Source organism: Kitasatospora sp. NEAU-69 (genome assembly GCF_057158765.1).
Genome location: NZ_JBWXUE010000005.1, coordinates 211,919 through 232,425, shown reverse-complemented (window position 1 = coordinate 232,425; position 20,507 = coordinate 211,919). Strand labels below are relative to the sequence as shown.

Genomic DNA, 20,507 nt, shown 5'->3' with positions numbered 1-20,507 from the left:
CTCTGACGCCCTGAAAGCTGCGGGGGCGGGCCCATCGGGCCCGCCCCCGCAGCCGTCGACCGGCGCCGCCGTGGGTCAGACGGTGACGCGCTCGGGCTCGCCGGCCTCGATGACGGCGGGCTCAGCGGCAGCCTCAGCGGCACGCTCGTCAGCGGGGACGTTCTCCCGGGGAGTCGGGAGCACGGCCATGATCGCGGCGGAGATCACGATGGTCGCCGCCCAGGCCAGGCCGTACTTGCCGATCGGGGTGCCGGAGAACGGCCCGGCGAACCATTCGCACTTGGTGAACGCGAGGCCGATCAGCAGCGCGAGCACCCAGGACACCATCGCCTGCCAGCAGAACCCGCCCACGTACCAGTAGCGGCTGGTCCGGCCAGTGTCCATCAGCGCGGCGGCGTCGTAGCGCACCGCGCGCGAGCGGCGGCGGAACATGTCCACCGCGTAGACGCCGATCCAAGCCGAGAAGGAGACGGCGAGCAGGATCAGGAAGGTGATGAAGGAGCCCAGGAAGCTCTTCGCGACCAGCATCAGCATCAGGCCGCCGACCAGCGAGATCACGGCGTTGATGCTGACGGCCATCGCACGCGGCAGCTTGACGCCCATGGTCTGGGCGGTGAAACCGGCCGAGTACATCGAGAGGCTGTTGATCAGCAGCATGCCGACGATCGCGGTCAGCAGGTACGGCACGGCCAGCCAGGTCGGCAGCAGGTCGCCGAGGAAGGAGACCGGGTCCGAGGCCTGCGCCAGACCGGGCGAGGCCACCGCCATCACGGCGCCCATCAGCACCATCGGCACCACGACCAGACCGGCGCCGGAGACCGTCACGCCGACGATCTTCTTGCCGGAGACGGCGTGCGGCAGGTAGCGCGCGAAGTCCGGGCCGGTGGGGACCCAGCTGATGCCACCGGCGGCGATGGTGCCGATGCCGGCGATCATCATCGCGGTGGTGCCGGCGGGCTTGGAGAAGACCTCGCTCCAGTGGATGTGCGCGATCAGGTAGCCCAGCACCAGGACGCTGAAGACGCCGAAGAGGTACGTCGACCACTTGTTGCAGACGTTCAGCGCCTTCCGGCCCATGCCGGAGACCAGGAACGTGCAGGCGACGAAGACGAAGAGCGTCACGACGATCAGCACCGTGTTGCTCTTGACCCCGAAGAGCAGGTCGAGCACGGTCAGCACCGCGTACGCGCCGGTGACGGCGTTGATCGTCTCCCAGCCGAACCGGGCGACCCAGAGGATCGCGCCGGGGAAGAGGTTGCCGCGCACACCGAAGGTGGCCCGGGACAGCGTCGCCCCCGGCGCTCCGCCCCACTTGCCGGAGACCGACAGCACGCCGACCAGGCCGAACGAGACGGCCGCGGCGCAGGCCGCGACGATCAGCACCTGCCAGAAGTTCAGCTGGTTGAGCACCACCAGGGCCGCACCCATGGTGAGCAGCAGGACGCTGATGTTCGCCGCGACCCAGGTCGGGAAGAGCTCGCGCACTCTGCCCCGGCGCTCATGGTCCGGGACGGGTTCGATACCGCGGGTCTCTATCGCGCCGTCGGTGTCGGCGGTGGACAGCTTGTCCATGAGGGTGGCTCCGTGCGTGTGAAGCGGGAGATAATTCGGACATGTGGAACATATGCGGAACTCTTCGCGCGTAGCACGCGAGTTAAGCCATCGTACTTTGTTCCAGATGTGACCTGATTGATGTCTTTACTCCCCCGGGGTACCGAAAGATCCGGTTGGCGGCGCGGATCCGGCGGCCCCGGAGGTCTGGACATGGCCACTCTGTCCTGCTGTGACTGTCATCACAGTCACAGCCGCGCGTCACACCTGGTAGCGGTCGGGCGCGAAGAGTGCGAGGTTCTCGCCGATCCAGCGGGACGTCGCGGTGAGGCCCTCCTCCAGCGTGACCCGGGGGCGCCAGCCGGTGAGCTCGCGGGCCTTGGTGTTGTCCGAGAGCAGGCGCTCCACCTCACTGCCGCCGGGGCGCAGCCGGTCGGGGTCGACCACGATCTCGGCCTCCTTGCCGGAGGCGGCGATCAGCGAGCGGGCCAGGTCACCGATGGAGATCTCGGTGCCGGTGCCGAGGTTGAGCACCTCGCCGAGCGCGCGGTCGGCGGTGGCGGCGGCCAGGAAGCCCGCGGCGGTGTCGGTGGCGTAGGTGAAGTCCCGGGTCGGGGTGAGCGTACCGAGCCTGATCTCCCGCGAACCGGAGTGGAGTTGGGCCAGGATCGCGGGGATGACGGCGCGCGCGGACTGCCGCGGGCCGTACGTGTTGAACGGCCGCACCACGGTCACCGGCAGCTCGAAGGAGTGCCAGTACGAGAGCGCCGTCATGTCGGCGCCGATCTTGGAGGCGGAGTACGGCGACTGCGGCTGGAGCGGGTGCCGCTCGCTGATCGGCACGGTGATCGCGGTGCCGTAGACCTCGCTGGTGGAGGTGTGCACGAGGCGGGCGCCGTGCCGCAGGCAGGCGGCGGCGACGTTCTGGGTGCCGACCACGTTGGTCTGCACGTACGCCTCGGGCGACTGGTAGCTGTACGGGATGCCGATCAGCGCGGCCAGGTGGAAGACGGTGTCGCAGCCGGCCACCGCGTCCAGCACCCGGCCGGCGTCCCGGACGTCGCCGGCGAGCATCTCCACCTCGCCGGTGGCCAGGTAGCGGGCGAGGTAACCGCGCTCGGCGTACGGCTTGTAGTGCACCAGGGCCCGCACCCGGGCGCCGCGCTGCACCAGCTGGTCGACCAGGGTGCTGCCGATGAAGCCCTCGGCGCCGGTGACGAGGACGCGCTTGCCGTTCCAGTCGTTCATGTTGAAGCTCCCTTGCGGTGTGGGTTGGGGTGTCAGTTGCAGTAAGAGGGGACGTAGGCGCTGGGCTGGGGGCCGACCGGGGCGCTGCGCCCGATGGCGCGCAGCACCTTGGCGGCGAGCAGGTCCGCCGCCCGGGCATGGTTGCCGGGGTCGGCGGCGCGGCCCATCGCGGCCAGCCGGGCCGGGTCGGCCAGCAGGGGTTCGGCGATGGCGGCGAGCCGCTCGGCGGTGCACTCGCCGTCGGCCAGCAGGACGCCCGCGCCCGCGTCGGAGAGCACTCGGGCGTTGTGCGTCTGGTGGTCGTGCGGCGCATGCGGGTACGGGACCAGGACGGCCGGCAGGCCGACGCTCGCCAGCTCCGCGACGGTCGCCGAGCCCGCCCGGCAGACCACCAGGTCGCTGGCGGCGTAGGCGAGGTCCATCCGGTCCAGGTAGGGCACGGCCTGGGCGATCGGCGAGGCCCCCAGCCGGGCCCGGACCTCGTCCAGCGCGGCGGGCCCGGTCTTGATCAGCAGCCGGACGTCCGGGCGGCCGTGCCAGCGCGCGGCCAGGCCGAGCGCCGCCTCGGTGAGCCGGGCCGCCCCCAGACTGCCGCCGTTGAACAGCACCAGCCGCACCCCCGGCGGCACCCCGAACCAGGCCCGCGCCTCGTCCCGCAGCGCGGCCCGGTCGAGCCCGGCGACCGCGCCGACCAACGGCATGCCGACCGTCTCGGCCACCGTGCCGGCCGGCAGGTGCGCCCTGGTCCGGTCGAAGGCGAGCGCGACGTGCGGCGTGAGCCGGGCCGCGAACCGGTTCGCCCGGCCCGGCACGGCGTTCGACTCGTGCACCACGCTGGGCAGCCCCGCCAGCCGGGCGCCGACGATCACCGGCGCGCTCGGGTAGCCGCCCATCCCCACCGCGATCTGCGCCCGCTGCTCTCGCAGGATCTCCCGGCACTGCGCGCCGGACTTCAGCAGCGCCGCGGGCAGCAGGTAGCGCTTGAGGCCGAGCGAGGCGTCGAACGGGATCATGTCCACCGTGTGCAGCCGGTAGCCGGCGGCTGGGATCAGCCGGCCCTCCAGGCCGCGCTCGGTCCCCACGAAGGAGATCTCCGCCGCCGGATCGACCCGGCGCAGCGCCTCGGCGAGCGCGAGCCCTGGGTAGATGTGACCGCCGGTACCGCCGGCGCCGATGACCACGGACAACTGTGATGTCTGCATGCCCCGACGATCACGAGCCGGGATAAGAGAGTTCTAATAGCCGCGTTTGAGAAGCTTGTCCGCATGAACAGCGTGCCCGAGAGCGGTAGGACGCCCAAGGTCCTGGTGGTGGACGACGACCCCGAGGTGCGGGCGGCCGTCGAGGACGGCCTCGCGGTCGCGGGGTACGCCGTCCGGGGTGTGGGTGACGGCCTGGCCGCGCTGAGCGAGCTGGCGGCCTGGCAGGCGGACGCGCTGGTGCTCGACCTGATGATGCCGGTGCTCGACGGTCTGGCGGTCTGCCGCCGGCTGCGGGCGCTCGGCGACCGCACGCCGATCCTGGTGCTCACCGCCCGGGACTCGGTCAGCGACCGGGTGGACGGGCTGGACGCCGGCGCTGACGACTACCTGGTGAAACCGTTCGCGCTGGACGAGCTGACCGCCCGGCTGCGCGCCCTGCTGCGCCGGTCCGCGGCCGCGGCGCCCGACCAGGGCTACCTGCTGGGTGACCTCACGGTCGATCCGGTCAGCCGCACCGGCAGCCGGGCGGGCCGGGCCCTGGAGTTCTCCCGGACCGAGTTCGCCCTGCTCGAAGTGCTGCTGCAGAACCCGGGGCAGGTCCTGCCGCGCGAACTGATCATGGAGCGGGTCTGGGGCACCGACTTCGGGCCGGACTCCAACTCGCTGGCCGTCTACATCGGCTACCTGCGCCGCAAGCTGGAGGCGGCCGGCGAGCCCCGGCTGGTGCACACCGTGCACGGCATCGGCTACCGGCTCGGCGCCGCGTGAGCGCCGCATGGGTGGCGGCCGCATGAGCGCCGAGCCGCGCTCCCGGCACGCCCGCTGGCGCCGCCGCAGGCCGCTGCGCACCCGGCTGGCGCTGGCCACCTCGAGCGCGGTCGCGCTGGTCGGCCTCGGCGTCGCCGGGGCCGGATTCACCATCATGCGCTACGAGTTGGAGCACCAGCTCGACCTCCAGCTGACCCAGCACGCGACGCTGGTCCAGCAGCAGAACCGGACCGCCGGCCCCCAGGTGCTGTTCGGCGAGTGCGGCTACCTGGCCGCGCCCGCCTGCACCCAGATCGTGCCCGCCGACCCCGCGAAGGATCCGGCCAGGCCGTACCTGCTCCCGGTCACCGCCGGCACCCGGGAGGTCGCGGCCGGGCGCCACGACGGCTACTACAGCGCCGTCACCGTGGACGGGCACCCGGCCGAGATGCTCACCACCCCGTTCGGCAACGGCTCCGGGCAGGCCCTCCAGGTCGCGCTGCGCTCGGACGCCGTCCAGCAAGGGGTGCGGCAGGCAGGCGAGTTGATGGCCCTGGTGGCCGGCGCGGGGGTGCTGCTGGCCGGTGTGCTCGGCTCCGCGGTCGCGCGGACCGGCCTGGCGCCGGTCGCCCGGCTGACGGCCACCGCCGAGCGGATCGCGGCCACCCGGGACGCCACCGTGCGGATCGACCTGCCGGCCGGCACCGACGGCGCGGACGGCGAGGGCGGCCCCGAAGCGGACGAAGTGACCCGGCTGGCAGGGGCGTTCAACGCGATGCTGGCCGAGCTGGAACAGTCGGTGACCGCCCGGCGGCGGCTGGTCGCGGACGCCTCGCACGAACTGCGCACCCCGCTCACCGCGCTGCGCACCAATGCCGAACTGCTCGCCAAGGCAGACCGGTTGACGCCCGAGCAGCGGGCCCGCGCGACCGCCGGTCTGCAGCGGCAGCTGCGCGAGGTGACCGGGCTGGTGAACGACCTGATCGAACTCGCCCGGGACGAGGAGCCGCAGGCGCTCGTCGAACTGGTGCGGCTGGAGCCGCTGGTGGCGCACTGCGTGGAGAGCGCGCGGGCGCACTGGCCCGCCGTCGCCGTCGAGTACTCGCACCAGGGCGACCCGACGCTGCCCGGCGTGCCCGCGCGGCTGGCCCGGCTGGTCGGCAACCTGCTGGACAACGCCGCCAAGTTCAGCCCGCCGGGCGGGCCGGTCGAGGTGGTGCTGACCGACCGGCAGCTCACCGTGCGCGACCACGGCCCGGGGATCACCCCGGAGGACCTGCCGTACGTCTTCGACCGCTTCTACCGAGCGTCCGCCGCGCGGGCCCTGCCAGGCTCCGGCCTCGGCCTCGCCATGGCCCGCCAGATCGCCCAGGCCCACGGCGCCGCCCTCGCCGCCGAGGCCGCCCCCGGCGGCGGCGCGCTCTTCCGCCTGACGCTGCCGCCGGGCTGACGGCCGTGGGCCGCCGCCGGGAGAGGCAGCGGCCCACGGGCGGGAGAAGCCGGGCGGACGCGGTCGGCAGCGGTCAGACGCGGTCGGCGGCGATCAGCAGGTACTGGAACGACCCGTCCTTGTACGAGGAGAGGAACGCCTCCTCGATGCCGGTGACCAGCGAGGAGGTCGCCCGCAGCTCCCAGTACGGCAGCGTGGCCGGGGTGAGGTCGATGACGGCCTGCGGGACGAGGCGGTTGTCAGCCATCGCGCGCAGGTACTCCCGGCGGGAGTGGATGTTGCACTCGAAATGGGCGTTGATCTGCGAGACCCACTTCGAGGGCTGCCCGTAGACCGGGTTCCAGCAGCCGGTGATGGTCACGTAGCGGCCGCCGACCCGCAGCACCCGGGAGTGCTCGGCGAACAGGTCCTGCAGGTCCACGTACATGCTGGACTCGTTGTTCCACGAGCCGGCCGCCGTGCCGGTCTCGAACGGCATGTCGAGCATGTTGCCGACCTGGGAGCGGACGTACCCGTCGATGCCGAGCTCGCGGACCCGCTGGTTGGCGAAGTCGGCCTGCTTGGCCGAGAGGGTGAGGCCCTCGACCCGGCAGCCGAAGCGCTGGTGCGCCATGACCATCGAGCCGCCCCGGCCGCAGCCGGCGTCCACCAGCGTGCCGTCGCTCGGGATCCGGCCCAGGTGGTCGAGCAGCACGTCGGCCTGCGCGGACTCCAGCCGGTGCAGCTCGGCGATCACCTTCTTCTCGCGCTCGATGTCGTCGGGCGCGCCGAGCGCGGCGACGTCCACGTCCCCGATGCCGTAGTGGTGGTGGTAGAGACCGTCGACGTCGCCGAGCCGCAGGTTGACGGGGCGCGCCTCCTGGTCCCAATAGCGGGCGATGTCGTCCTGGTAGGGCGTGGCCGGGCCGGGGATTGCGGCCGTGGTGCCGGTGCCGGGTGCGAGGTCCATCGTGGTCACTTCGGTCAGCTCCTTGGTTACCAGAAATCAGGCAGGCTGTAGCGATAGGTGTTGGTGCAGTGCCAGTGGTGGTTTCCGTCGACCCAGGCGGCCACGCCGCGTAGGAAGCGGAGCACCGCCGGGTCGGGGCAGGTGGCGGCCAGCGTCGCTGCGGCGGCCTCGAAGGCGTGCATCAGCTCGTTGTGCACCTCCACCGCCTTGAGGTAGCCCTCGCGGTCGGTGCGGCCTTCGTTGTCCGCGATCACCACCGGCAGGTTCAGGTGCTTGCCGCGGGCGGCGAGTTCCTTGGTGTACGAGTACAGGTCGTTGACGATCGTGGTGGCGTTCGACGCGAGCGAGATGACGCGCTGCATGGCGGGCAGGGCGTGCAGCTCCGCGGGGAGTTCGTAGCCGCCGACGGTGTCGGTGATGGTCGGGCAGGGGCGGAAGTTGTTGAACTGGCGCATCGCCAGGTACTCCCACGTCTGCGGGCTGTAGTCGGTCTCGGCCCAGGCCGCCTCGGCGAGGTACCCCAGGTGCAGGCGCGCCATGTCGTGGCGGAACCGGTCGGACTGGGACGGCGTGGCGGCCTGGACGAAGTAGTCCATGGCGGACCGGTAGGCGCGCCGCGGGGCGTCCGACTGCAGCGACTCCTCCCAGGCCGGCCGGTACTCCTCGGTGGTGTGCAGCGGGTCGAGCGCGGTGTGCGCGAGCAGCAGCCGCCCGCCGAGGCCGACCGGCGAGCCGCCGTGGTCCTCGCAGTAGACGTCGTCAACCACGTTCTCGGCCACCATCAGCCGGGTGGCGAGCATCAGGTGGTCGACGGTGGGGGCGTCCGGGTGGCAGCCGACCATGTAACGACCAACCGAGAACCCATCGAACTGGTCCTCCCACTCCGGCGGATACAGCTCGACCTCGTCCAGCGCCCAGGCCTTGATCCGCCGGCTCAGCTCGGCCACCCGCTCGGGGTCGGGCTCGGCGATCGGGTGGTAGTAGAGGCCCGGGACCGGCTGCCCCGCGATGGGCGCACCGTCCAGCACGGGCGGTGCCGCGCCCTCGGCCACGGCCGCGCCGTCCGGCAACTCGGACCACCGGAGCGGGTCCAGGCTCGCCGTGCCGATACCGCTGGGGCCGCGCAGAATCCGCTCCAGGGCGCTGGAATTCACGACCGCACCACCGCGGGCTCGCCGCGTGACCGTCGTTTACCGAAGAATCCCGTACCGGGCATTGACGACTCCTTAGGTCCAGAGCTGCCGACTCTTCCAGATAACTGGTCCGCGGACGGGGACAACAATCGTTATCCACCCAGCGCATAGGCGCGCGCCGGTGGCGCGCGCCGGTCCGACAATCCCCCCAGTTCCTCGGTTTTTCCTCACAATTCGCACGCCGTGACGGCGCAGTCAAACGCCCTTTCGCAGCCGATGTCGCTTGTCGCACAAATACCTCTGACGGCGCATTGTTTTCGAACGGGCGGGGCTCCGCAGGGCTGGCGCCAGGTCGGGCCGAAGCGGTGCGGCGCCGGGTTTCGTTGCCTCCGATTCATGTGCCGTACAGCCAAGTTGTCCAGACAAGTTCCCTGCCCCTGGCCCACCTTTCTCGGTAGTCCTGGCCCACGAGTGCCGCGCGCCGCCAGCGCCCGCGCGGCCCGAAGAAAGGTCCTCGCATGTCCCCGATCTCCCGCCGGGCACTGCTCGGCTCGGCCGTCGCCCTCGGTACCGGCAGTGCGCTCGGCGTGCTCCCGGGTTCGGTCCGCCGAGCGATGGCCGCGAGCACCGGGGGCGGTTCGCTCTCCTCGGTCAAGCACGTTGTGATCCTCATGCAGGAGAACCGCTCCTTCGACCACTACTACGGCACCCTGTCGGGCGTCCGCGGCTACGGCGACACCTCGCTGCTGCGCTTCCCGAAGGGCTCCAACGTCTGGAACCAGAACACCAAGGGCTCGGCCGGCGGCGGCAGCGTCCTGCTGCCCTGGCACCTGAACACCGCGCTGACCGACGCCCAGCAGGTCGAGGACCTCGACCACTCGTGGAGCGGCACCCACGGCGCCTGGAACGGCGGCCTGAACAACAACTGGATCCCGGAGAAGACCGGGTACACGATGGGCTACTACAACCGCAACGACCTGCCGTTCCACTACGCGCTGGCCGACGCGTTCACCATCTGCGACCAGTACTTCTGCTCCGTCCAGGGCCCGACCAACCCGAACCGGCTCTACCAGTGGACCGGCATGATCGACCCGAACGGCACCGCCGGCGGCCCGGTCACCGACAACAGCGAGGCCGGCTACTCCTGGACCACCTACCCCGAGATGCTGCAGGACGCGGGCGTCTCCTGGCGGGTCTACCAGGAGGCGGACAACTTCGACGACAATCCCTTGGCCTGGTTCACCCAGTTCAAGAACGCCTCGGCCGGCGACCCGCTGTACACCCGCGGCATGGCCCGGGTCGCCGACATCGCCGGTGCGATCACCTCGGACATCGCGGCCGGCACCTTCCCGACCGTCTCCTGGGTGGTCGCCCCGACCGCGCAGTGCGAGCACCCGGCCAACCGCCCGGCCGACGGCGCGAACTTCGTCAGCGGCGTGCTGGCGGCCATCGCGAGCGACCAGGCCACCTGGGACTCGACCGTGGTCTTCTACAACTTCGACGAGAACGACGGCTTCTTCGACCACGTCGCACCGCCCACCGCGCCGTCCGGCACCGCCGACGAGTTCGTCAGCGGCCTGCCGATCGGCATGGGCCCGCGGGTGCCGATGACCGTCATCTCGCCCTGGTCCACCGGCGGCCGGGTCTGCTCGCAGACCTTCGACCACACCTCGCCGCTGCGCTTCGCCGAGCTGGTCACGGGCGTGCAGTGCAGCAACATCTCCGGCTGGCGCCGGGCCGTCAGCGGCGACCTGACCAGCGCGTTCAACTTCGGCGTCAGCCCGGTCGCGTTCCCGACCAACCTGCCGAACACCGCCGCGCTGGTCGCCGCCGCGAACAAGGAGGAGTCGCTGCCCGCGCCGAAGATCCCCAGCGCGGGCGCGCTGCCCGCCCAGGAGTCCGGCGACCGCGGCGCACAGTCGCTCGGCTACGTCTTCGACACCACCTCCTGGACCGACACCTCCACCGGCCGGATCTGGTTCAAGACCGTGTCGGCGGGCACCCTCGCCGGTGCGTTCACGGCCTACACGGTCAACGACCGCACCTACGCCGCCTGGCCGTACACCTGCGCGGCCGGCGGCTCGATCTCCGACTACTTCTCCGCCAAGACGTACGGCGGCGGCGCCTACGACATCGACCTGCACGGCCCCGACGGCTACCTGCGCGGTTTCCAGGGCAACGTGCTCACCTGGTCCAGCAGCACCAAGGCGCACCCCGAGGCCGCCGTGGTGGACGCGAAGGACGGCGCCACGCTGACCCTGACGCTGAGCAACGCGGGCTCGGTCGCCGCGGTCTTCACCATCAACCCCAACGCGGCCTACCTCGCCACCGGCGGCTCGGCCACCCAGCTGACCGTCGCCGCGGGCGGCACCGCGACCGCCACCCTGCACGCCACCGGCGCGGGCCGCTACGACTTCACGGTCACCGCCAACAGCGGCGACGGCTTCGCCCGCCGTTTCGCCGGCCGTCTGTACGCCCAGTAGTCCTGGTCATCGCGGTAGTTCGACCGCTACCTCCCACCACCCGCAGGCCTGATCGGAGTTCAGCTCCGGCGGGCCTGCGGCTCGTTGACCAGCGCTTGGTGCGAACTACCCGGCACGGGAAGCCCGGTGCGGGCAACCAGGTGCGGGCCGCCCGCGGCGGAACCGCTCGCCGCCGTTCGGCGCACTGGGGCGGATTCACCGGCCGGTGTAGGTTTTCCGGCGCTGACGAATGCGATCCTCGCTGCTCTGACGGGCCGTCGGCCTGCGGCGAGGATCTGCCCGAGGGGGGAATATGAGCAGCTTCAACCAAACGACCGAGCTGCCCCGGCCGGTGATGGTCGAGGACGAGCGGATCGGCCTGAACGGTGCCATCGCGGCCGCACTGACCCGGTGGGTCGGCTCGATGCGCGCGCTGTACACGGCACTCGTCCTGGTCGGCGGCTGGATGGCGCTGGCGACCTGGGGGCCGCTGCACCGGGACGATCCCTATCCGTTTCCGTTCCTGCTCTTCCTCGACAACGTGGTGCAGCTGATCCTCTGCCTGGTGATCCTGGTCGGCCAGCGGGTGCTCGGCGCGGCCGCCGACAGCAGGGCGGTGCAGACCTACGAGAACGCGGAGGCGATCTTCGCGCAGGTGGCCGACCTGCAGGCGCACCTCGACCGGCAGGACCGGGCGCTCAGCCGCGGGGTCAGCCTGCTGGAATCGAGCCCGCATCCGTGGATCGAGCGGCACCGGGTGCAGCCGCCACCGCAGGCCTTCGACCAGGCGGTGACCCTGAACGGCCGGATCGCGGCCTGGCTGACCCAGCGGCTGGGCAACGTCTGGGCGTTCTACCTCGCCGCCGCGACGCAGGTGATCTGGATCGCCCTGTCACAGCTGGGCGTTCAGCGCTTCGACCCGTACCCGTTCGCCTTCATGTCGTTCCTGTCGACGCTGGCCCAGCTCATCTTCATGATCGTGATCATGGTCGGTCAGGACGTGCTGAGCCGGGCCGGCGACCGCCGCTCCGAACAGACGTACCTGGACGCCGAGGCGATCCTGCACGAGTGCCGGCGGATGAAGGCCCGGCTCACGGCCCAGGACCGGGTGATCGACAGCCTCACCGGCTACACCACCGCCCAGGTCACCGAGCACCTGGCGCGGGCCATCCACGACACCTACGCCGGCGACCTCGGCGAACCGGGCGCGCAGATCCCGTACGACAGCACTGCGAACGACAGCACTGCGAACGACAACGCGCCGGCCGTTCCCTGGGACGAACTGCCCGAGGAGGCCAAGGAGTCCAACCGCGTCCAGGCGCGCCAGATCGGCGAGCAACTGGCCGTGATCGGCTGCCTCATGGTGCCGACCTTCAACGCCGCCCTCGACTTCGCCTTCGAGGACGACGAGGTGCAGCTGCTGGCCCGGCTGGAGTACGAGTGCGGGGCGGCCTCGCAGCCGTCCGGTCCGGTGCCCTGGGAGCAGCTCGCCGACGGGACCCGGGCGAGGTACCTGGCGGCCGTCCGGCGGATCCCGGGCATGCTGGCCGGCGCGGGGTTCCAGGTGCTGCGGGACACCCGGGGAGCCCAGGACGGCCCCAGGGAGGCGGACTTCAGCACCGACGAGTGGGACACCCTGCAGCGGGCCCTGATGGCCGCGGGCGTCCTGGTGGCGCTCGCGGAGGGCGTCATCGACGCCGAGGAGATCTTCGCGCTGATCAAGAAGCTGCGGGAGACCAGCATCGCGCATCCGCAGCGGTTTATCCGCGAGCTGACGGCGGCATCCACCTTCAACACGGGCGTTCCGGCCGACGTCCGGTACGCCGACTACCAGGGCCCGGCACTGGAGGTGATCCGCTCGGCCACCGTGATAGTCGCCCGCAAGGCGCCGGAGCAACTCGCCGACTTCCGCCAGCTGTTGGACGAGATCGCCGCCACCGTCGCGGACGCGAACCTGGAGGGCGGCTTCTTCGGCCTGGGCGCCCAGCGCCGCTACGGCAACGAGGCCACCGCCATGACGGCCGTCCGCAGGGCGACGGCACTGGACGGGACGGAGCCGCCCGAGCAATGACCGGGACAGCGGTGAGCGGGCCAGCAGTGAGCGCGCCAGCAGTGAGCGGGCCAGCAGTGAGCAGGGGGTGTCCGTGACGGCGTCCCTGCTCGTGACCGCCGTGCTCGCCTTCCTCGGCACCACCATCGACGACCTCGTCATCCTGACCGCGCTCTTCATGGCCCGCCGCACCGGCGGCAGCCCGCGCGCCGCCGCGATCGTCGCCGGCCAGTACGCCGGCTTCGCCGCCGTCCTGGCCCTCGCGCTGCTCGCGGCGGCCGGCCTGCAGGTGCTGCCCGACCGGTGGGTCGGGTTGCTCGGGCTGGTCCCGATCGGCTTCGGCGTGGCCGGGCTGTGGCGCTCGCACGGCGATCCTCAACAGGCACCGGCGGCACCGGCCTTCACCGCGCCGCGGATCGCGCTCGTGGTGTTCGCCGGCGGCGCCGACAACATCAGCGTCTTCACGCCGCTGTTCCGCACCCTGCACCCGGCCGGCGCGCTGCTGGCCACCGCGCTGTTCCTGGCCCTGATCGGCCTGTGGTGCGGCGCCGGAGCGCTGCTGGGAACGCACGGCGCGGTGGTGGCCGCGCTCGGCCGGGCCGGCCACCGGCTGATACCCGTCGTCTTCATCACGGTCGGTGTGCTCATCCTGGTCGCCGGCGGCACGCTCACCGCGCTGGGCCGGGCGCTGTGAGCCGCGCCGCGCTGGACGGTCCGGTCGATGGCCGGTCGGCGGGTGATCGGCGGGTGATCAGCCGGCGACGTGCTGGAGCAGCGGGGGGACCTGGTAGCGGGCCAGGGTGCGCGGGTCGCGCTCCTTGCGGCGGATCAGGTGCAGGTCGCAGAGGTGCTCCAGCAGCTCCTCGGTCTGCTCCACGCTCAGTTGCAGCAGTGCGGCGGACTCCTGGGCGTCGAAGTCCGCCGCCGACAGCGCGCCGAGCCGGGCCACGGCCTGGAGGTCGGCCGGGGGCACCCCCAGGTGGCCGCGGCGCAGCGCGTTGCGCAGGTCCAGGTCGCCGACCGCCAGCTCGTCGAGCCCGCCCGGACCCTCCAGCAGGTCCACGAGTTTGGCCAGCGGCCAGTACGGCCGGGCGGCGAGCCGGGCGCCCGCGATCCGGACCGCCAGCGGCAGGCAGCCGCAGCAGCGGACGATCCGCTCGGCGGCCTCCGGCTCGGCGGCCACCCTCTCCCGGCCGGCGAGCCGGGCGAGCAGTTCCATCGCCTCGCCGGGCAGGAACTCCGCGATCTCCAGCAGCCTGGCCCCGGCCAGCCCGGAGAGCCGGGAGCAGCTGGTGACGACGGTGGTGCACGACCCGGTGGTCGGCAGCAGGCTGCGGATCTGCGCCTCGTCACAGGCGTTGTCCATCAGGATCAGCACCTGTCTGTCGTGCAACCGCTCCCGGTAGAGCCGGAGCCGGTCGGCCTGGAGCCGCGGGACGGCCTCGCTGGGGATCCCGGTGGCGCGCAGCAGTTCGGCCACCGCCTCGCCGGGCCCGTACGGCTGGCCGTCCGGGCCGCGCAGGTCGAGATAGAGCAGCCCGTCGGCGAAGTGCCCGGCGACCGACCGGGCGACGCTGCTGAGCAGCGTGGACTTTCCGCTGCCCGGCGGTCCGGAGACCACCAGCAGCGTCCACTCCGCCGGCGGGGCGGGGGCGGCGGCGCCGGCCGGACCCGGCTGGAGCAGCGAGTGCAGCAGCGTCCACGGCCCTGGCCGGGGCACCAGATCGCCGATGCCGGGCGGCAGTTGGCTGGCGTTGCCGCGTAACCGGATCTCCGGGCGGGCGAGGCCGAGGCCGGGGACCGTCTCGTCCCTGCTGCCGTCCAGCACGATCCGCTGCAGCTGGCGCAACGTGCTGCCCGGACGCAGTCCGAGCTCCTCGGCGAGCAACCGGCGGACGTCGTCGAAGACGGCGAGCGCCTCGACCTGGCGGCCGGTGCGGTAGAGCGCGGTCATCTGCTGGGCCCGCAGCCGCTCGCGGTAGGGGTGTTCGGCGACCAGCGGCTCCAGGTCGGCCAGCGCCTCGGCGTGCCGCCCGAGCCCGAGCCGGACGTCCACGGCGGCCTCGGCCACGGTGAGCCGCCGTTCGGCGAGCCGCAGGCTCTCCTGCTGGATCAGGTCGGAGCGTTCGAGCCCGGCGAACGGCCGCCCCCGCCACAGCGCCAGCGCCTGCCGGAAGAGCAGGTCGGCCTGCTCCAGCCGGCCCTGCCGGACGGCGGTGCCGGCCGCGCCCGCGAGGGTTTCGAAACGGTCGAGGTCGACCTCCTCGGGGGCCGTGGTGAGCAGATAGCCGCCGGGGCGGCTGAGGATCCGGGGGCCGCTCTCGGTGTGCCGCAACGCCCGGCGCAGGTGGTGGACGTTGACCTGGAGGTTCTTGACGGCGGTGCGTGGCGGGTCGCCCCACCACAGGGCCTGGGTCAGCCGCCCGGTCGACACCACGGTGTTGGCCCGGCAGAGCAGCGTGGCGAGCAGGAATCCGAGCTTTCCTGATCCGAGCGGAACGGGTTCTCCGCCGGCCTGCACTTCCAGTGGTCCCAGAACGCTGAACTCCACGTCCCACTCCCCGGATTGGGAATTCCGCCGGGCCAGAGACCCCGGCCCGGCACCAACTGACCTGTAATGCTGAGCCTTTGGGTTATCGCCGTCAACAGCGCCGACCGGCCTATTCGGGGCGTGCGGCCGGCGCCCCTTTCTCACCCGTCCACGGTCAACGAATCGGTGAGTGCACGCAGCAATCTCCGCCCGGCGGCCCGCCGTTCCTCGGGCAGGGCGGTGAACGCCTCGGCCAGCATGACCACTTCGGCGAGCTCGGCCGCGCCCTCGCCGCGCAGGGCCCGGCGGGCCCGCCTGGTGTGCTGCACCAGGACCAGGGCGTGGGTCGCCTGGGCGGCGAACAACCCGAGCCAGTCCAGGTCACGCAGCGAATCCCGGTGGTCGCCGCCGCGCTCCTCGCGGTCCAGCACCTCCAGCACGCCGAGCACCCGGTCGCCGTCGAGCAGCGGGGCGGCCATCAGCGCGCGCGGCACGTAGCGGGTGGATTCGGCGATCGCGCGGTCGAACACCGGGTTCTGCGCGAGGTCGTCGACGATCACCGGTTCGCCGGAGAGCAACACCCAGCCGGCGATCCCCCGTGCGGCGGGGAACCGGACACCGACCAGGTGCTCCTCACCGGCCCCGGAGACCGCTTCGAACACCAGCTCGTCGGTGTCCGGATCGTGTGCCATGACCGAGCAGGCCTGGGCGCCGAAGACGCCCCGGGCGGCCGTCACGACCGAGTGGACCAGGTCCTGCTGCCGGGCGTCGTCCGCGGCGACGAGAGCGGCAGCGAGCATGTCCCGCCTGTTCATCGGTCACTCCTGAGGGTTGGCCGGGGTGGTGACGTTCGCCGTCGTGACGTTCGCCGCGGCGAGGTGCAGCAGGTTCTTGACCTGGAACGGGGCGAGCCCGGGGTGGCCGCTCAGGATCCGCGCGCACATGCCGGTGACGTGCGGCGTCGCGAAGCTGTTGCCCGTGCACGTCCTGGTCCCGCCGTCCGGCCAGGCGACCGGAACGTTCACACCGCGGGCGAAGAACTCGACCGGCGGCTCCGGGTTGCAGACCAGGTGCCAGGGGTCGTCCAGGCCGTGGCTGCCGACCGAGAGCACCGAGGAGAAGCGCCACGGGTAGCTCTCGATCCGCATGTTGTGCGCGGAGGCGACCAGCAGCGACCCGGCGAAGTAGGCGCGGTCGGCGAGGTCGTGCAGACGCAGGGCGAAGTCCCGTTTGGGCGTGGACAGGCTCATGTTGATCACGTCGAAGCGCTGCTCGACCGCCCAGCGCAACCCGGCGATCAGCGCCTCACCGGTCCCCGAGAGGCTGGAGCCGAGGACCCGCAGGCTGGTCAGCTCGCAGTCCGGCGCCATCGCCCGGATGATCCCGGCGCAGGCCGTGCCGTGGCCGCAGGCATCGCCGAGGGTGTCGGGCTCGACCCGCAGTGGGCCGGGCGGTCCGGCGGGTGCCGAGGTCACCGCGTACGCCCCCGCCAGCCGTCCGACCAACGGGTGGTCACCGGCGACGCCGCTGTCGACCACGCAGACGCGCACGCCGGCGCCCGTGCCCAGCGCGGCCGGCCCGCCGGGCGGGAAGCTGCCTGGCCAGGCGGAGCGCAACTCCAGTGCGTTCGCGGCGAGATCGGTGATGCGCCAGGTCAGCGGTCCGGTGCCGAACGGGCTCCACTGCGCGGCGGTCATCCCGGCTCGACCTCGCTCAGCAGCGCCGCCGCCCGGCGCTCCCCGACCAGGTGCCCCTTCGCCGCGAAGAGCCGGGCGGCGGCAGCGGCGAGCCGGCCCGCGTCCATCGGGTCGGCGTCCGTCGGGTCGGCGTCCGACGGGCTGGCGTTCATCGGGTCGGCGGGCAGCGAGTCGGCCGGCAGCGAATCGGCCCGTAGTGAATCGGTGGAGCGCGCGGGTGTGCGCCGGCTCGTGCCGCCGGTGGCGAGCGCGACCCGCGCCTGGCTGAGCAGCGCCTGCGCCCGGCCGACCGGCGAGTCGCCGAGCGCCGCGAGCCGGACGGCCGCAGCCGCGCGCTCGACCGCCTCGGCGTGGCGTCCCCGGTGCGCCAGCAGCCGGGCCGTGACCGCCTCGCGCTCCGCCCGCTGGAGCGGGGAGTCCAGGCCCGCTTCGTCGTGCGCGCCGTCGAGCAGCTCGACGGCCTGCTCGGCGCGGCCCTCGTCCAGCAGCAGCGCCGCCAGCGCGCTGACGGCCGTCGCGTGCGCGTCCGGGTCGCCGATGGCCCGGCTCGACTCGCAGGCCCGGCGCAGCTGCTCCTCCGCCGCCTGCGGCGCGTCGGCGAGCACTTCGACCAGTCCGCCGAAGGTCTCGATCGCCGCGCGCGGTCCGGCCAGCCCCAGCTCCCGGACGATCCGGCCGGCCTCGGCCACCAGCGCGCGGGCCTGGTCCAGCTCGGTGCCGCGCATGGCCAGCAGCACGGCGAGCGGGCAGCACACGGCCGCCCGCCCGGCCCGGCGCCCGCCACCGTGACCGGCCAGCAGCGCACGGCAGCGCTCGATCGCCGCGTCGGCGGGCTCGGGGCCCAGCCAGAGCGTGACCGCCAGGCCACCGAGCGCGGTGGCCTGCTCCAGCGCGGCGCCCGAGCGCTCCGCCGAGACCAGCGCGGCCGCGAACTGGGCCGAGGCCTCGGTGTAGCCGCACCGGGCCTGGCTGCGGTGCGCGATCGCCAGCCGGGCGCGGGCCAGGCCGAGGTCGTCGTTCGCCCGCGCGAACACCGGCATCGCCGCGCGGGCCGCCCGGACGGTCGCCGCCAGCGGGTCCTTCGACCTGCTCAGACCGGCGAGGTGCAGGCGGGCGTGCGCGGTGAGCACCGGATCCGCCCGGGTGCCGGCCGCGAGCCGGGTCAGCAGCGTGCGGGCCCGCTCGCCCTCGCCGGTCGCGATCAGTGCCTCGGCGAGGGCGAGCCTGGTGGTGAGCCGGGCGGCGGCGTCGCCGGCCGGCAGGGCGTCCGCCTGGGCGAGGAGTTCCACCGCCCAGGCACACTCGCCGCGCATCAGCGCCGAGCGCCCGGCGGCCAGCAGGTAGCGCGCGGCACGCTCGCCGAGGGCCTGCCGTCTGGCGGTCGCCGGATCGGCGTGCGGCGCCCGGTGGGGCGCGCCCGGCGCGCTTCCCGCACCCGGCACGAGCCCCGCGCCCGGCGCCGTCCCGGGGTCGGGCACAACCCCGGGGTCGGGCGCGCCCGCCGAGTCCGGCCCCGGGGCCGGCAGGGCGCCGTTCAGGGCGGCCAGCTGCCGCAGATTGCCGTAGGCCTCGGCGAGATGACGCCCGATCACATGGTCCACGGACGCCGGGGCCCGGTGCGACACCAGCCAGTCGGCGTACCTCTCGTGCAGGGCCGCCCGCCGCCGCCTGGGCAGCCCCGCGTAGCAGACGTCGCGCGCGAGCAGGTGGACGAAGCGGAACGCCGGGGCGCCCCCCGGCCGCCGTCCCACCGGCTCGATCAGCCGCCGTCGGACCAGCGCGTGCAGCACCGGCGCCACGGCCGCCGGCGCACCGGACGTCGCCGCACCGGACGCCGCTGCCGCGAGCGGCCCGAGCGAGGCCAGGCCCGGTGCGGTGAACTCGCGCCCGATCACCGAGGCGTGTTCGAGCATCCGGTGCTCCTCCCGGGGCAGCCGGGCCAGCCGGGCCTCCAGCAGCACCTGGATCGTCGGCGGCAGCTCGTCGGCCGAGCCGCCGTCCGTCAGCGCGGCGACCAGCTGCTCGGCGAAGAGCGGGTTGCCCTCGGCCGCGTCCGCGACCCGCTGCATGGTGTCCGAACGGTCGTGCAGCGAGACCTCGGCGCAGCCGGCCACCAGCCGCACGCACTCCTCGGCCGACAGCGGCCCTAGCACCCGGGAGGTCGCGGACAGCTTGCCACTGCCCCAGCCCGGACGGACGTCCAGCAGGTCCACCCGGGCCAGGCAGAGCAGCAGCACCGGCACACCGACCGTCCAGTCGGCCAGGTGGTCGATCAGGTCGAACAGCATCGGCTGGGCCCACTGGAGGTCGTCGAAGAGCAGCAGGACGGGACGGGCCGCGCCCAGCGTCTCCAGCAGCACGCCCATCGCCCAGAAGGTGTCCTCGACCGCGACCGTGCCGCCGTCCAGCACCCCGCGCAGCAGAGCGGCAGCCGCCGGTCCCTCCTGCTGACCCGCCAACAGCGCCTCCAGGCCCGGAAGTTCACGCGCCTGCGGCGGCACACCACCGGGCACCGGCTCGCCGAGCAGCCCGCGCAGCAGGTCGGCGAGCGCGGAGAGCGCGCCACCGCCGTCGTACGGCTGGCAGCGGGTCGCCGCGACCGCCGCGCCCCGGCCGCGCAGCTCCGCCAGGAACTCCGCCGCCAGCCGGGACTTGCCGATCCCCGGGTCGCCGAGCAGCGTGAAGAGGTGGCAGCCGCGATCGGCGACCGACCGCGCCCAGGTCGAGCGCAGCTCGCGTAACTCGTCCGCCCGGCCGACGAACGCGGACGGCTCGCCCGACTCCCCCGATCCGGCCGCCGGTTCGACTCCGACCAGCCGCCAGGCCGGGAGCGCGTGCGCCTTGCCCTTGACCACCAGCGGCTCGACCCGCACCACCTCGGCGGCCCCGGCCACCGCGCGCCGGGTCATCGCGCCGAGCAGGATGCCGCCGTCGGGGGCGTGCTGCTCCAACCGGGCGGCGATGTTGACGGTGTCCCCCGAGACCATCGCGTGGCCGTCGCCGAACTCCCGGGAGTAGAGCACCTCGCCGGTGTTGACCCCGACCCGCAGCCGCAGCCGCAGCGCGACCCCGAGCCCGGCGGCCAGCACCTCGTTCAGCTCCGCCATCGCGCTCTGCATGTCCCAGGCGGCGCGCACGCCCCTGGCGACGTCGTCCTCACGGACCTGCGGCACCCCGAAGACGGCCATCACCGCGTCACCGATGAACTTCTCCACCGTGCCGCCGTGGCGCTCCAGGCAGCCGCGCATCACCGTGTAGTAGCGCAGCATCACCTCGCGGAGCACCTCAGGGTCGAGCCGCTCGCCCAGGGCCGTGGAGCCGGCCAGGTCGGCGAAGACCACGGTGACCGTGCGACGGGCCTGCACCGCCTCCGGCGACGGCTCCGGTGACGGGTCCTGACCGGGGCCCGGTCCTGGCAACGGTCTGCCGCAGGACATGCAGAACCGGGCGCCGACCGCGTTCGCTCCGGCACAGGACGGGCAGTCCAT

The 20,507-nt window shown here is 73.1% G+C and carries 13 protein-coding genes and 1 pseudogene; 5 read left to right on the top strand and 9 right to left on the bottom strand.

The window, feature by feature from the left end; all coding sequences use genetic code 11:
• Positions 1–75: 75 nt before the first annotated feature.
• The 3 genes from AC060L_RS08410 to AC060L_RS08400 all read right to left on the bottom strand — a co-directional run bounded on the left by AC060L_RS08410 (position 76) and on the right by AC060L_RS08400 (position 4,001).
• Entirely contained in the window at positions 76–1,572 is a 1,497-nt protein-coding gene (locus tag AC060L_RS08410; protein WP_483797941.1) for a purine-cytosine permease family protein, read from the bottom strand.
• Between the two features lie 240 nt (positions 1,573–1,812).
• Positions 1,813–2,799 carry an SDR family NAD(P)-dependent oxidoreductase gene (locus AC060L_RS08405; protein WP_483797940.1) on the bottom strand — a complete coding sequence of 329 codons (987 nt, stop codon included), beginning with the start codon at positions 2,797–2,799 and terminating at the stop codon, positions 1,813–1,815.
• A gap of 32 nt (positions 2,800–2,831) precedes the next feature.
• Complete coding sequence (locus tag AC060L_RS08400; protein ID WP_483797939.1) at positions 2,832–4,001, bottom strand: UDP-N-acetylglucosamine--N-acetylmuramyl-(pentapeptide) pyrophosphoryl-undecaprenol N-acetylglucosamine transferase; 1,170 nt, start codon at positions 3,999–4,001, stop codon at positions 2,832–2,834.
• 63 nt (positions 4,002–4,064) lie between these two features.
• On the opposite strand from AC060L_RS08400, the gene AC060L_RS08395 reads away from it, so the two are divergent.
• Together AC060L_RS08395 and AC060L_RS08390 are read left to right on the top strand one after the other, a co-directional pair.
• A complete protein-coding gene (locus AC060L_RS08395; protein ID WP_483797938.1) occupies positions 4,065–4,769 on the top strand; it encodes a response regulator transcription factor in 705 nt (234 codons plus the stop codon).
• A gap of 22 nt (positions 4,770–4,791) precedes the next feature.
• On the top strand, positions 4,792–6,198 hold the full coding sequence (locus AC060L_RS08390) for a sensor histidine kinase (protein WP_483797937.1): 1,407 nt from the start codon (positions 4,792–4,794) through the stop codon (positions 6,196–6,198).
• A gap of 73 nt (positions 6,199–6,271) precedes the next feature.
• Here the strand turns inward: AC060L_RS08390 and AC060L_RS08385 are convergent, their stop codons facing one another.
• Both AC060L_RS08385 and AC060L_RS08380 read right to left on the bottom strand, forming a co-directional pair.
• Positions 6,272–7,147: a geranyl diphosphate 2-C-methyltransferase gene (locus AC060L_RS08385; RefSeq protein ID WP_483798020.1), complete on the bottom strand. Its 876-nt coding sequence runs from the start codon at positions 7,145–7,147 to the stop codon at positions 6,272–6,274.
• Positions 7,148–7,173: 26 nt separating this feature from the next.
• Positions 7,174–8,286 (bottom strand): annotated as a pseudogene (locus tag AC060L_RS08380) (family 2 encapsulin nanocompartment cargo protein terpene cyclase); the annotation flags it as partial.
• A 512-nt stretch (positions 8,287–8,798) separates the two neighbouring features.
• On the opposite strand from AC060L_RS08380, the gene AC060L_RS08375 reads away from it, so the two are divergent.
• From AC060L_RS08375 to AC060L_RS08365, 3 genes are all read left to right on the top strand, one after another.
• Positions 8,799–10,763 (top strand): phosphocholine-specific phospholipase C, encoded by a 1,965-nt coding sequence (locus AC060L_RS08375; RefSeq protein ID WP_483797936.1) that lies wholly within the window; start codon positions 8,799–8,801, stop codon positions 10,761–10,763.
• Between the two features lie 292 nt (positions 10,764–11,055).
• Positions 11,056–12,813, top strand: coding sequence for a DUF1003 domain-containing protein (locus AC060L_RS08370; protein WP_483797935.1), 1,758 nt, complete (start codon positions 11,056–11,058; stop codon positions 12,811–12,813).
• 73 nt (positions 12,814–12,886) lie between these two features.
• Positions 12,887–13,486, top strand: coding sequence for a cadmium resistance transporter (locus AC060L_RS08365; protein WP_483797934.1), 600 nt, complete (start codon positions 12,887–12,889; stop codon positions 13,484–13,486).
• Between the two features lie 57 nt (positions 13,487–13,543).
• On the opposite strand, the gene AC060L_RS08360 is transcribed toward AC060L_RS08365, so the two are convergent.
• The 4 genes from AC060L_RS08360 to AC060L_RS08345 form a co-directional block, all read right to left on the bottom strand.
• Positions 13,544–15,343 (bottom strand): AfsR/SARP family transcriptional regulator, encoded by a 1,800-nt coding sequence (locus AC060L_RS08360; protein ID WP_483797933.1) that lies wholly within the window; start codon positions 15,341–15,343, stop codon positions 13,544–13,546.
• Between the two features lie 140 nt (positions 15,344–15,483).
• Positions 15,484–16,137: a GAF domain-containing protein gene (locus AC060L_RS08355; protein WP_483797932.1), complete on the bottom strand. Its 654-nt coding sequence runs from the start codon at positions 16,135–16,137 to the stop codon at positions 15,484–15,486.
• Between the two features lie 3 nt (positions 16,138–16,140).
• Complete coding sequence (locus AC060L_RS08350) at positions 16,141–17,019, bottom strand: S8 family peptidase (protein ID WP_483797931.1); 879 nt, start codon at positions 17,017–17,019, stop codon at positions 16,141–16,143.
• Positions 17,016–20,507, bottom strand: coding sequence for an adenylate/guanylate cyclase domain-containing protein (locus AC060L_RS08345; protein WP_483797930.1), 3,492 nt, complete (start codon positions 20,505–20,507; stop codon positions 17,016–17,018). Before AC060L_RS08345 ends, AC060L_RS08350 begins: the two co-directional genes overlap by 4 nt.